This window comes from Bartonella sp. CB10SXKL (genome assembly GCF_042195515.1).
Lineage (GTDB): Bacteria > Pseudomonadota > Alphaproteobacteria > Rhizobiales > Rhizobiaceae > Bartonella.
Genome location: NZ_JBHION010000002.1, coordinates 1 through 12,824 on the forward strand (window position 1 = coordinate 1; position 12,824 = coordinate 12,824).

Sequence of the window (12,824 nt, forward strand, 5' to 3'; positions counted from 1 at the left end):
AGTTGATTCAAGATAAACAGATTTGAAATGAAAGAATCTTACGTTATTCGGGGGTCTAATTCAATATACAAAACAGTGAATTATTCTTATAAATCAATATCTTGTTGTAGCCAAAACCTAATCCATGAGAGATTGTTGGAAATGTTGGAACTATCCTTGGTACTTTTGCTGGGCTTAGCGACATCAGATCGAAAGAAAATATTGTACGAGTAGGGCAGCGAGATGGACACAAACTCTATGAGTATAATTACAAGGGCTATCCAGAGCGCTATCGCGGGGTGATGGCGCAAGATGTTTTGAAGTCAAAACCTGAAGCTGTTTTCTTGCATAAGGCGACAGGCTTTTTGCATGTGGATTATGGCAAGCTTGGCTTTGAGATGGAAAGGGTGCAGTGATGGAACAAGAAAACACGAATTCTCTATCAAAGTTGTTTGATCCAAAATTTTTGCGTCCTTTTATGTATCAGGTTATACCGCAGTTACCTAGATATTTATTTCAACAACTCTCTACCCCTCTAAGCACGCCGTTGTAAGGGCAATACAAGCCAAGTTTTTTAGAACGCGCTGCTTTTAGCACAGACCCTTTTGATGTGAGCAATGGGGATAATACTCCACAAAAATTGAGTCCTACAGAGCTTATTCGTGGTTCTCAAGCAGGGACAGAACAAGCTGGGAAAAAAACGCCAGCAGAATTGATTATGTCTACAGATGATTTAAAGCGCCAAATGCCTCCATTGCCGGATGTTTCAAAGGATACTGTTAAGATACAAGAGGCGCCAGAGCAACAAAAGCATGACTTCTCAGAGCAGGGAGGCGTTGCATCAATGATCTCTCAATCTCCACTTGTTGGGAACATTGATCAGTCTAGTGGGGATGAAGCTGGGCGACAGCAAAAAAATGTGATGGATTATATTGCTCAACTTAATGAGAAATCTATAGCGGAAAACTCTTTGAAAAATGATTCTGGAAATGATGAGGAAAAGCTTTTTGATGCACCTATAGAAGAAGAAAAACATTTGAATGCACACTTACCAGAAGAGGAGCATTTAAAAGCAAGTGGTGATCTTGAACAAAAAACAGATTATATCAAGTCACTTGATAATTTTGTTCAGACAGGAGCAAATCCAAGTAGCTTATGGGAGCGTTTTAGAAAATCAGAATTTTCCGAGCATTTAATGGATTTTTTTGCAGGGCTTGCGTTAGGAAAGACACCACAAGAAAGTTTTTCAAATGCATCTATCCTTATGCGGCAGGGCAACAAGGAACGCGCACAATATAAACAAACTTTGCAATTTTTACGCTCTAAAGGGTATAGCGATGAAGATGCGCAAGCACTCACACAATATCCAGACCTTGCCATGAAAATCATAGGCAGCACGTTAAGCCCTCAAAAAGGCTATAGAACATTGCTTAAAAGGCTTAATCGGGGTGATTATGAAGCTGTACCAACCGAATTGCAGAAAATGGACCAAAGCCAAGAGGCAAACGTTTACAAGGTCTTGTACTCCGGCGTGTATCAGAGGCAAGGGCTATGGACGAAAGGTGCTTATGTTTCCTCTAACTACCAAACAGTAGAAACGCAAGCACCAACGGGGGTTTTCAAAGCAGAAGCATTGGCACCGATTATTGGTTCTTTCTCAGGTCTGGGTGGATTTTTAGTGGGCAATGGACCCATTCAATGGGCTTTAGCCGCCATTATGGTTTTAGCCGCATGTACTGGCATTTTCTTTGTTGCTAAACGCTTTCAGGAGCACCGCCTATGGATCTTATGGATGAAAAGAAACTTGATGGTAACAGGTGCGGCTTTAGCCGCTTTTTTTATTGCCTTGGCAAGAGCTTTTACTCTTGGGAAAAAAGTAGAGCAACAAAAGCAAACAGAAAAAGCTTTAAAAGCAGCCACAACACGGCTGGAGGTGGAAAGTGAAGTTAATCAAAAAAGTGCTGCTGATGTGCGTGCTGCTCTCTTTGATTGATTGCGCGACAAATAAATATGCTTCTTCTTGTGTTGGTTGGTTACCTGTTTATTTAAGCCGGCAAGATCTGAACACCATCAGTTCCAATTTAGTAAGAGAGATCTTAAAGCACAATAATCTAGGTGAACGCTTGTGTGGGTGGAAACATGGTTAGAAAAAAATCCAAAAAACACACAGAGCTTACAGAATCAGAAAAAGAAATGCTTCAAGAAATGATCATCACCTATCAAAGCGTGAAAATGATGTCTCGCTTGATGAAGTGGATAGCATTTTTTCTTTTTTTGCTTATCCTTGATTTTGCACGCCTCATGGATGCAATAGACAACATCTTCGCACATTTAAAACAATGGTTCTTAAAGAATTAGGAAAACTGTCATACAAGCAAAACTACGAAAAATTCTTTTTACTATGAATTGGAGATCCAATCATAAGCGTAGTTCAGAATGCAAACCAAGTCGTAAGAGCTCTAGTGTTTTGGTATCTGGCTTTCGATAGATCACAACTAAATCTGGCTTGATATGACAATCACGACAATTGCGCCATTGACATGTTAGTGCATGATCTCTCCAATGCGCCGTTAGCGGTTCATTCTCCGCTAACGCTTTGACCACAAGCAGTAAATTCTCCTCTAGTGCATTAGCATACCTACCTTTGCTTTCATGTTTAAGATCACACCGGAATGAACGCGTATAGACAATTTCCCGCATAGCAAGCTTAGGTTTGCTTTTCAGATTTACGCATTTCGGTTCTATCTTCCCGTATCATGGTCCTTAAGCCGTCTAATGATGTATGTTCGATGCGTCTCATTTCAGCATCCTCGATAGCTCGTAATGTTTCCGGATTTGGTTGGAATAGATCAAGCGGTAATGCTCGATCTCTAGCAATGCGGGTCATAAACATGCGTACTGCATCCGATACAGTTAAACCCGTAGACTTAATAACTGCACTTGCAATTTCTTGAACTTCATCAGGTATGCGGGCTTGAATTTTTCCCATTGCTAAACCTCCTATTCAATTGTAGTGCAATGTACTACACGTTAAGTTTATGTCAAGAGTTTCAACAATAGCTTTTCACAAGAGAACTTAGAAAAATTCAAAAAATGATTAGAGAAAGTTGGCAGAATAAGATATGTTTTGTAGAAGAATATTGGAAAATCCTATTCCCTAACCTTTATTTATGAACCTCGCACTTTTAAAAAAAACTATATAAAATCAATGTGATATATGAATAAAAAAGAGCATAATATCACTAAAAGAGTGTTATAGAAATGATGTATCATGACGATTCTACCACTCGATAGTGCTTCGATAAGAGAAGCAATAGCGCTTCTTGAAAAAGGGAAGTTAGTAGCGTTACCAACGGAAACTGTTTATGGATTAGCGGGCGATGCAACCAATGGGAGGGCAATTTCTTCTATTTATTCTACAAAGGGTCGTCCGCAAATTAATCCTCTTATTGCGCATGTCAGCGGCATCGAAATGGCACAACGTTATGTTGAAATTGACTTTCTTTCACGCCAATTAATGGAGGAATTTTGGCCAGGGCCTTTGACATTGGTTTTGCCTTTAAAGGAACAGCATAATATCCATCCTTTAACAACCTCTGGTTTGAATACCTTGGCTGTTCGTTTTCCAGACAGTCGTTTTGCGGAAGTGGTACAACATTTTGGCCGTCCACTTGCTGCTCCTAGTGCGAATCAATCGGGGCGTCTTAGCCCTACTTCAGCTGAGGCTGTTTTTGCATCTTTGGGGGAATCTGTTCCTTTAATATTGGACGGAGGACCTGCTAAAATAGGGCTAGAATCAACGATTATTAAAATTTGTGGTGAAAATATTTATCTTTTGCGTCCAGGGGGGCTTACGGCTGATAAAATTGAAGAAGTTGTGGGGAAGTCTTTAAAACGGATAGATCAAAGGGCGGCGATTGAAGCTCCTGGGATGTTAAAATCGCATTATGCCCCTAATGCCACGGTTCGTTTGAATGTAGAAAAGGTAGAAAATGGTGAAGCGCTTTTAGCATTTGGTTCAAAGCGTGTTATGGGGGCTGAAAATGCCGTTTCTATTTTAAACCTTAGCGAAGATGGAAAGTTGGAAGAGGCAGCCTCTCATTTATTTCAATATATGAAGGAATTAGATTCATTTAAAGTGAGATGTATCGCAGTAGAACCTATTCCATTATACGGATTAGGGGAGGCTATCAATGATCGTCTTATACGGGCTGCAGCTCCAAAGGAGAAATGAACATGGAGCAGGAATTAATTGAGGGGTTTAGGGAAATTGTTGGTGCTAAGCATGCTATAACAGATCACGCGTTGATTGCACCGTATTTGCTTGAAGAGCGTGGGCTTTTTCATGGAAAAACACCTTTACTTTTACGTCCATCTTCTTGCGCAGAGATCTCATCGATTATGCAGTTAGCGAGCAAAACGCGCACACCGATTGTACCACAGGGTGGAAATACAGGGCTTGTGGGGGGACAACAACCAGATGAAAGAGGAGGGAGCGTTCTTTTATCCATGGAGCGATTAAATAAGATTAGAGCTATAAATCTTGAGGGAAATTTTGTTGTTGTAGAGGCTGGTGTTATTTTACAGGATTTACAGAAAAAAGTGGATGAATCAGGTCGTTTTTTCCCTCTTTCTTTGGCATCTGAAGGTTCTTGCCAAGTAGGAGGCAATCTTTCGTCGAATGCTGGAGGGACAGCTGTTTTAGCTTATGGCAATATGCGTGATCTTTGTCTTGGTTTAGAAGTTGTTTTACCGGATGGGCGTATTTTAGATGATTTGCGTTTTGTTAAAAAAGACAATAGCGGTTACGATTTAAAAGATCTTTTTATTGGTGCAGAAGGCACATTGGGAGTTATAACCGCAGCCGTTTTGAAGATGTTTCCAAAAATAAAAGGAAAAGCTGTTGCTTTGGTGGGATTATATAGTCCGGCGAAGGCTTTAGAGTTTTTATCTCTGGCTCAAGAATATGGAGGAGGGATGTTGACAGGTTTTGAGCTCATGGGAAATCTCAGTTTGCAAATGGCTTTAGATTATAAGATGTGTGAGAAGCCTCCTCTTCAGCGGAAACATGAATGGTATGTATTAATGAACATTTCATCGTTGCAAGGCAATGATGAGGCATTATCGGTATTGAGTACTATTTTAGAAGAAGCTTTAAAGAATGCGGTGATAGAAGATGCAGTTGTTGCGCAATCTTTAAAACAGCAAGATTTTTTTTGGCAATTACGAGAAAGTATATCATCAGCACAAAAGTTAGCAGGAGGGTCCATTAAGCATGATATTGCAATCCCACTTGCTTCTATTCCTGATTTTATTGCTGAGGCAGCGCTTATTGTAGAAGATATTGCTCCAGGAGCACGGGTGATTTGTTTTGGACACATGGGCGATGGAAATTTACATTATAATATTACACAACCTGTAGGAGCTGATACGACAGTGTTCTTGCAGTTATGGTCAACAATGAATCATCGCATTCATAGTTTAGTGGTGGACTATAGAGGTGCATTTTCTGCTGAGCATGGAATCGGTCAGCTTAAGCGCGAAGAACTTCGTTCTTTTAAATCGCCTGTCGCATTGGATATTATGCAAGGGATTAAAAAAACGCTCGATCCTTTAGGGATAATGAATCCTGGAAAAGTATTATAATTCAAGAATGGTGATCATGTATTTTTGTTTAGATTTTAATAACCAAAAAAGAAACCAGTTGTTTTTTATTCAAACTTTTAATAATCCAATGAGAAAAAGCTGCTAAAGGGTGTATGTTATTTAAGATAAATTGGGATAATGTATATGGCTAATCAATGCTTTAATCAGGCAAAAGCGGTGCTTGAATTTCGGTTAGATCCGTGCCATTTGCCACAAACGACGACATATTTTTCATCCAAAACGGGTAATCAGGTTATTTGTTCGTTAAATGAGCGTGGTGTTTCTTTTAAAACGGATATGCCTTCAAGTTTATCGCATTTAATACCCCCTTATCATTTCCAAGGAATTGCAGCACGTACCGTAAAAACGCGTTCAGGAGAAAGAGCTGTTGCATTAGAATTACTTCATGCCGATGAGGAAGCTTGTATACCGCTTTTGGTTTCCAGAGATTTGAATAATGTTCTTCTGGATTGGCGGTTATGGGCGGATACTTATGGCCTTCCCATGCTTATGATCAATGAAGATAATCGCATTCTGGTTGTAAAAGATCGTTCTGATTTACATCGATTTTTTGGTACAACAGCACATTCTAAACAAAAGCGTTTTTTACTTCGTTATAGCAATCCGTTAGGCTTGCGTTTGGTGATTGCGAATCGAATTGCACTCCAGTAATATTAACATGCATTTATTTTTGTACTACCGTCAGCATTTATCTTGTTGTGCTGTAAAACATCGTTGTTTGGAGCGGTAATATAAGGCATGTAAACTTCACACATGAAGTGTTTTAGGAGATATGGCAAATATTCTTAAGTTTGCTTGTAGGTATTTGTGTAAGTGCAGCATAGGAGTGGGAAGCAAGAGGAACCCGCTCAATGAGAATCCAGACCTTTACAGACGGGATTTGGTGTGACTTTTGGTTCTTGAAAACAAAAAGAGGAAGTCAATGATTGTAAATGAGAGTTTTTTGACACCATACATTGGCAGCAGGAATCGATTATGTAAAACGCTTTTTTCGGAGAGGTAAAAACGGTTTTCATAACAATAGAAACTGTTTTTTTTGGCGGTATAATTTTGGGTTTTTGCCACATCATAAAAACACCAGCAGATTGCTGGAAGTGTTTTTGAATTTTTTTATAAATAATTTCTCCATGTTGAATGAGAGCTTTGAATATTGCAGAATATTCTTATTTCATCTCTCTCTCTTATAATCAAAATCATTTAGATAGAAAGGGTTATCGTAATATTGAGAGTTGGAAAATACAAAGATGGTATCGGTTTTTATTTTTATTCCAGAAAGATGGAAGAGTGGATTTATACTATTTGCAGGTAGTGTTGTAAAATGGGAGTGATGAGCATGAGAGGTATTGTTTAAGAATTTGTATGTGAATAATATAACTATCTTTTTTGGGCATTTTATTTTTTGTAAAAGCGGAATTTCATTAAAAACGCGATAGATAAAAGAAATGATAGTATATATGTTTTTCTTCAGGACTTTATAAGAAAGAAAGTGTTTATAAAAATGATGAGAAAATACGTTTAAAGTAACAGTAAAATGATCATTTTATATTACATTTTCAGATTCAAAAAATTTTCCTATTTTATCATGAGTAGATATTCTATTTATAATATTTGATTGTTCAAAGGAAAGCACACTCATTTTTTCAAAATTATGGTCAACGTAAAACAGTGAGAAAATTTGTGTGTCATGCTCTTATATAAAATAATAAAATCGTAAAAAAGAATATTCAAAGGATTTTATTTTCTCGCGCAACGGCTCTCCATCCGATATCACGACGAACAAAACCTTCTGGCCAATCAATACAATCAACAGCTTCATAGGCACGTTTTTGTGCATGCGTAATCGTTTTTCCTGTTGCAGTTATATTGAGAACACGTCCACCATTTGCAATGAGTTCTCCATCACGCAACACTGTACCAGCTTGAAAAACTTTCACATCGGGAAGAGAGTTTACTTGATCAACGTTACGGATAACAGTACCTTTTTGGGGAGAGTCTGGATAACCATTAGCAGCCATAACAACGGTGAGAGCAGCTTTTTCAGACCACCGAAGAGGCTTATTTTCAAGTTTTCCTTGAGCAGCAGCAAGAAAAATTGGCAAAATGTCATCTTTGAGGCGCATCATTAAAACTTGACATTCAGGATCACCGAATCGTACGTTAAATTCAATTAATTCGGGTCCTTTTTGCGTTATCATTAATCCGACGAAGAGAATACCTTTAAAGGGAGCGCCCATTTCTTTCATGCTTTTTAAAGCTGGTTCAACAATTTCTTTGAGAGTACGATTCACTATTTCTTTGGTCATGATGGGCGCTGGTGAATAAGCACCCATACCACCGGTGTTTGCTCCAATATCCCCATCACCTACACGTTTATGATCTTGAGCAGATCCAAAAGGAAGAGCAACTTTACCATCACAAAGGCAGAAGAAGCTTGCTTCTTCACCTTCAAGAAAAGATTCTACAACAATTTTGTTTCCTGCATCTCCAAATGTACTTTTGAAGCAGGCATCAACTGCGTTAAATGCTTCTTCCATAGTTGTTGCAACCACAACACCTTTGCCAGCTGCTAAGCCATCAGCTTTAATAACAATGGGAACATCTTGTTGCTGAATGTAAGCTTTAGCTTTAGAGGCATCATTAAAGCATTGGTAACTTCCTGTAGGAATGTTATTCTTACGACATAAATCTTTTGTAAAAGCTTTTGAACCTTCTAGTTGAGCAGCTTTTTGAGTAGGACCAAATACACAGATGTTAGCGCTATTAAGAGAGTCTGTTATACCCGCAACCAATGGTGCTTCTGGTCCTACAATTACAAGATCAATAGAACGTGCTTTACAAAAATCAATAACAAGGGAATGGTCATCAATGTTTAAATTAATATTTTCACCAAATTCTGTTGTTGCAGGATTTCCAGGAGCACAGTATAACTTTGTTAGCAGTGGTGATGCTGCTATTTTCCATGCTAAAGCGTGTTCTCGTCCACCTGAGCCAATAAGAAGAATATTCATTGCTTGCTCCTCTCATAAAAGATGATTAATCTCATCCCCTTCTCATAAGAATGAAATGTCTCTATCGCAAGACCAAAGGTAAATCATTTGATGAAAAAAAATAAAAATATCGCGCATGTTCAGTCCTATGATAGCCAAGGACGGGTTATGGATGCATCTTCCAAACAATGGGTCTACAATTTCCTTCCCTGTTCTTTATGGTTTTATGCGCAATTGGCGCGTTGGGATCGGCCTATTGGATGGCAATTGTTGATGTGGCCTTGTTTTTGGTCAACAACAATGGCTTTTTTCTCTTATAAAATGCATTACGATACTCTTTTATCAATGTTTCTTCATTGGGTTTGGTATCTTTTTCTTTTTTTTCTGGGATCTATTGCTATGCGAGGGGCAGGATGTACTTGGAATGATCTTATTGACCATAAAATTGATGCTCAGGTAGAAAGGACACGTTCTCGCCCATTGCCGACAGGTCATGTGAGTCGGTTTCAAGCAAGAGTTTTTATACTTGTGCAATGTTTGGTTGGTTTAGTTGTTTTATCACAATTTAATAGGTTTAGTTTTTTTCTAGGTATTTCGTCATTGATAGCTGTTGCATTTTATCCTTTTATGAAACGCGTAACATATTGGCCGCAGTTTTTTTTAGGCGTTGCGTTTAATTGGGGGGCATTAATGGGGTGGGCTGTTGTCTTTGGAAGTTTAAGCTGGGCACCAATCTTGCTTTATGTGGGATCAATTTTGTGGACCATAGGATATGATACAATCTACGCACATCAAGATAAAGAAGATGACGTTACTGTTGGTGTCCGTTCTACGGCTCTTCTCTTTGGTAAAGCAACCAAGCGTGCTTTAGTATTTTTGTATGGTGGTTTTGTGATGTTCATTAGTCTAGCATTTTATTTAGCTGGAGTCCCTGTTCTTAGTTTTTTGGGGATTTTTGTGGCAAGCATCCATATGTTTATTCAAATTAAAGTCATTGATATAGATGACAGTTCACAATGCCTCAGGCTTTTCAAATCTAATTCGCTTATTGGTTTTGTGATTTTTGCTGGTTTAGTATGTGGGGGTATATGGACGATATTTTATCCTGCGGTCTAAAAATAAGTTAGCTAAAATCATAGTTTCTACTGAATACAGTATGTTTTTTTAAATAAGCTTGTTGCTAATCTATTTTTAAGCGATACAGTAGAAAATATTACTAATCAACTGTTACAGTGGAAATGAAATTCTTCTATTTAAATAAAATAAATCATCTTCTTTTAGAATTTTTCAAATAAAAAATATTTGCTTAACTGTTGGGAAGAAAAAATCTTCATAACGATGAAGTTTGAAGGATTAGGGATAAAGTTTTTGTCTTTTCCAATCGCTGTGTTCAACACAATCTCGTGTAAAAAGCAGACGATCATGTAAACGAAATGGGCGATCACACCAGAACTCTATAGAAAGGGGTTTAACACGAAACCCAGACCAATAAGGTGGTCGTGGAATATTACCTAGAGCATAACGCGCAGTATATTGAGCAATTGCTTTTTCGAGCACAAAACGATTGTCTAAAGGTTGAGATTGTTTAGATGCCCATGCACCAATTCGACTACCACGTGGTCGTGATTGGAAATAGGCATCGGCTTCCTGTTGACTTACTTTTTCAACAATTCCTCTAATTCTTACCTGACGACGGAGCGATTTCCAATGAAAACCTAAGGATGCTTTCATTGATTTTAAAATTTCTTGTCCTTTACAGCTTTCATAATTGGTATAGAAGACAAAGCCTTGGGGACTGTAGTCTTTGAGGAGAACCATACGAACATTAGGGAGTCCTGTTTCGTCAACTGTTGCTAATGCCATAGCATTCGGATCATTTATTTCACTTATCGTTGCCTCTTCAAGCCACTTTGCGAAAAGTTCAAAAGGTTTTTGCATTTGCATAAAATGATCATCTGTTGATATTTTTTTGCTCATAGTTTCTCCAAATATCAGTGAGCATGGGTGAGGCATTTTCTCATTTACTTTATCATCAAGAAGTCACAGTACCATTTTTCCTTATTTTCAAAAAGCCAATGCTATCGTGTATTTCTATGGTAGTTTAATTATTTTTACTTTAGCATAGACTACAAGGAGCTATATTAAATAAATATCTCATTTTATCTGGTATTTTAGTTTATTGATAGACATATAAAGAGAAAAGAAGAAATTATTCTCTAGAATAGATTGATGAAGCTATAAAGGGTATTAACAACGTATCAGTTGATATTTTGAAAACGAAGAAATTGAAAAGAGGGTAATATGCGTGATCCCTACACGATTCTGGGTGTGGCACGTACCGCAAAATCGCAAGAGATTAAATCGGCATTTAGAAGATTAGCAAAGAAGTATCATCCAGATCATAATAGAGATGATGCAAAGGCTAAAGAAAAATTTGCTGAAATTAATCAAGCTTATGAAATTATAGGTGATAAAGATAAAAAGGCACAATTTGACCGCGGTGAAATTGATATGGAAGGAAAACCGCTTTATCAAGCCTATGGTACTGGTGAAAATTTTAGCAATAAACAAAATCCCTTTTCAGGAAGAGCAAAGGGATTTGATTTTTCCTCTTCAGGTGGTGCAGGTTTTGATGCGAGTGATATTTTTCGGGATCTGTTTGGAGGAGGAGGTAGCTTTTCGAATTCCACACACTATAACCGTCCCCAACAAGGAGCACATGTTCGTGCTAATCTTGCCATAACACTAGAGCAGATGGTTGGCGCAGAAAAGGTGGAAGCTGTTTTTCCAAATGGAAAAAAGTTAAAAATTAAACTTCCATATTATATTGAAGACGGACAGGTTATTCGTTTAAAAGGTCAGGGAGAAGAGGTAGCTCTTGGGCAAGCAGGAGATGCGTTGATAACCATTCAGATTCAAAAACATCCTCGTTTTCGGGTTGAAGGAAGAGCACTTCATCTTGATTTACCAGTTTCTCTTAAACATGCTGTTTTGGGAGCAAAAGAAGAAGTTGAGACGTTGGAGGGACGTGTGGTTTTAACGATTCCTGCGTGGTCAAGTTCTGATCGCGTTTTACGGTTGAAAGGGAAAGGGCTTCGTTTAAAAAATGGTACAAGGGATGATCTTTATGTGCATGTTCGCATTATGTTGCCGGGAAATGAAAATGCCGCGCTAGAACAGTTTTTGCAAATGCAACAAGATTAATTTTAAAATTATATATATATTAAGCGTAGTTTTTGTTTGATTTTAAACCAATTGCTTGAAGAAAAAGTTGACCTGTGTCATAGGCAGGTGAATAATATCAATTTTAAGTAACAATGGGGCAGAGCTGATGGCTAAGGGTAATGGTTTATTGTACGGTAAGCGTGGTTTAATTTTGGGGTTGGCCAATAATCGCTCCATCGCTTGGGGAATCGCTAAAGCGGCAAGTAACGCAGGGGCAGAGCTTGCTTTTACCTATCAGGGTGAAGCAATGAAAAAGCGTGTTGAGCCTTTGGCTGAAGAATTAAAGGGATTTGTTTGTGGACATTGTGATGTTTCTGACAGTGTCTCTATTGATACGGTTTTTAGAGAAATAGAGAAGAAATGGGGAAAACTCGATTTTTTAGTTCATGCTATTGGTTTTTCTGATAAAGATGAATTAAGCGGTCGTTATATTGATATCAGCGAATCAAATTTTATGATGACCATGAATATTTCCGTTTATTCCCTAACAGCTCTAACAAAGCGTGCAGAGAAATTAATGTCAGATGGTGGTTCAATCTTGACACTAACCTATTATGGTGCAGAAAAAGTTGTTCCCAATTATAATGTAATGGGGGTTGCCAAAGCAGCTCTTGAAGCGAGCGTGAAATATTTAGCGGTAGATTTAGGTCCCAAAAATATTCGTGTTAATGCTATATCTGCTGGACCAATTAAAACGTTAGCGGCTTCTGGTATTGGTGATTTTCGTTATATTTTAAAATGGAATGAATATAATGCTCCATTACGTCGTACGGTAACAATTGAAGAGGTTGGTGATTCTGCACTTTATTTTCTTTCAGATTTGTCTCGTTCTGTTACCGGTGAAGTCCATCATGTCGATTCGGGTTATAATATCATAGGTATGAAAGCAGTTGATGCACCAGACATTTCTGTCGTTAAAGAATAAAGTTTGGTTTATAAGATTTTATTAGACAGCAATAGTTTGAC

Annotated in this window: 13 protein-coding genes and 2 pseudogenes; 11 read left to right on the top strand and 4 right to left on the bottom strand. The window is 38.0% G+C overall.

Translation table 11 applies throughout. The features are described 5' to 3' along the window. Window positions 1-182 precede the first annotated feature (182 nt). From ACFIK3_RS01230 to ACFIK3_RS01250, 5 genes and pseudogenes are all read left to right on the top strand, one after another. On the top strand, window positions 183-395 hold the full coding sequence (locus ACFIK3_RS01230; RefSeq protein WP_375645322.1) for a hypothetical protein: 213 nt from the start codon (window positions 183-185) through the stop codon (window positions 393-395). After that, window positions 395-1,408: pseudogene (locus tag ACFIK3_RS01235) on the top strand (hypothetical protein); the annotation flags it as partial. The gene ACFIK3_RS01230 and the pseudogene ACFIK3_RS01235, both read left to right, overlap by 1 nt. Continuing rightward, a pseudogene (locus tag ACFIK3_RS01240) lies at window positions 1,403-1,759 on the top strand (glycoside hydrolase family protein); the annotation flags it as partial. The pseudogenes ACFIK3_RS01235 and ACFIK3_RS01240, both read left to right, overlap by 6 nt. Window positions 1,760-1,771: 12 nt before the next feature. Beyond that, the gene (locus tag ACFIK3_RS01245) at window positions 1,772-1,972 is read left to right on the top strand and encodes a hypothetical protein (RefSeq protein WP_375637436.1); all 201 of its coding nucleotides are present in this window, start codon (window positions 1,772-1,774) and stop codon (window positions 1,970-1,972) included. Between the two features lie 146 nt (window positions 1,973-2,118). After that, window positions 2,119-2,337 (top strand): hypothetical protein, encoded by a 219-nt coding sequence (locus ACFIK3_RS01250; protein WP_375676145.1) that lies wholly within the window; start codon window positions 2,119-2,121, stop codon window positions 2,335-2,337. Between the two features lie 60 nt (window positions 2,338-2,397). Here ACFIK3_RS01250 and ACFIK3_RS01255 read toward each other — a convergent pair whose 3' ends face one another. Further along, window positions 2,398-2,679, bottom strand: a complete 282-nt coding sequence (locus ACFIK3_RS01255; RefSeq protein ID WP_273791336.1) for a type II toxin-antitoxin system YafQ family toxin — start codon at window positions 2,677-2,679, stop codon at window positions 2,398-2,400. A gap of 7 nt (window positions 2,680-2,686) precedes the next feature. Further along, window positions 2,687-2,968 carry a type II toxin-antitoxin system RelB/DinJ family antitoxin gene (locus tag ACFIK3_RS01260; RefSeq protein ID WP_273791337.1) on the bottom strand — a complete coding sequence of 94 codons (282 nt, stop codon included), beginning with the start codon at window positions 2,966-2,968 and terminating at the stop codon, window positions 2,687-2,689. A 282-nt stretch (window positions 2,969-3,250) separates the two neighbouring features. Between ACFIK3_RS01260 and ACFIK3_RS01265 the strand changes: the two genes are divergently transcribed. The 3 genes from ACFIK3_RS01265 to ACFIK3_RS01275 all read left to right on the top strand — a co-directional run bounded on the left by ACFIK3_RS01265 (window position 3,251) and on the right by ACFIK3_RS01275 (window position 6,297). Next, on the top strand, window positions 3,251-4,213 hold the full coding sequence (locus tag ACFIK3_RS01265) for an L-threonylcarbamoyladenylate synthase (protein WP_375676146.1): 963 nt from the start codon (window positions 3,251-3,253) through the stop codon (window positions 4,211-4,213). 2 nt (window positions 4,214-4,215) lie between these two features. After that, on the top strand, window positions 4,216-5,625 hold the full coding sequence (locus tag ACFIK3_RS01270) for an FAD-binding oxidoreductase (protein ID WP_375676147.1): 1,410 nt from the start codon (window positions 4,216-4,218) through the stop codon (window positions 5,623-5,625). 144 nt (window positions 5,626-5,769) lie between these two features. Continuing rightward, window positions 5,770-6,297, top strand: coding sequence for a DUF6101 family protein (locus tag ACFIK3_RS01275; protein ID WP_012754813.1), 528 nt, complete (start codon window positions 5,770-5,772; stop codon window positions 6,295-6,297). A 1,073-nt stretch (window positions 6,298-7,370) separates the two neighbouring features. Here the strand turns inward: ACFIK3_RS01275 and purD are convergent. Beyond that, window positions 7,371-8,654, bottom strand: coding sequence for a phosphoribosylamine--glycine ligase (gene purD, locus ACFIK3_RS01280; protein ID WP_375631379.1), 1,284 nt, complete (start codon window positions 8,652-8,654; stop codon window positions 7,371-7,373). A gap of 90 nt (window positions 8,655-8,744) precedes the next feature. On the opposite strand from purD, the gene ubiA reads away from it, so the two are divergent. Continuing rightward, the gene (gene ubiA / locus ACFIK3_RS01285; RefSeq protein WP_375631380.1) at window positions 8,745-9,749 is read left to right on the top strand and encodes a 4-hydroxybenzoate octaprenyltransferase; all 1,005 of its coding nucleotides are present in this window, start codon (window positions 8,745-8,747) and stop codon (window positions 9,747-9,749) included. A gap of 237 nt (window positions 9,750-9,986) precedes the next feature. On the opposite strand, the gene pdxH is transcribed toward ubiA, so the two are convergent. Then, window positions 9,987-10,610, bottom strand: a complete 624-nt coding sequence (gene pdxH, locus ACFIK3_RS01290; RefSeq protein ID WP_375676148.1) for a pyridoxamine 5'-phosphate oxidase — start codon at window positions 10,608-10,610, stop codon at window positions 9,987-9,989. Window positions 10,611-10,934: 324 nt separating this feature from the next. Between pdxH and ACFIK3_RS01295 the strand changes: the two genes are divergently transcribed. Beyond that, entirely contained in the window at window positions 10,935-11,837 is a 903-nt protein-coding gene (locus ACFIK3_RS01295; protein ID WP_375676149.1) for a DnaJ C-terminal domain-containing protein, read from the top strand. A gap of 127 nt (window positions 11,838-11,964) precedes the next feature. After that, window positions 11,965-12,783, top strand: a complete 819-nt coding sequence (fabI, locus tag ACFIK3_RS01300; RefSeq protein ID WP_375645714.1) for an enoyl-ACP reductase FabI — start codon at window positions 11,965-11,967, stop codon at window positions 12,781-12,783. Window positions 12,784-12,824: the final 41 nt, after the last annotated feature.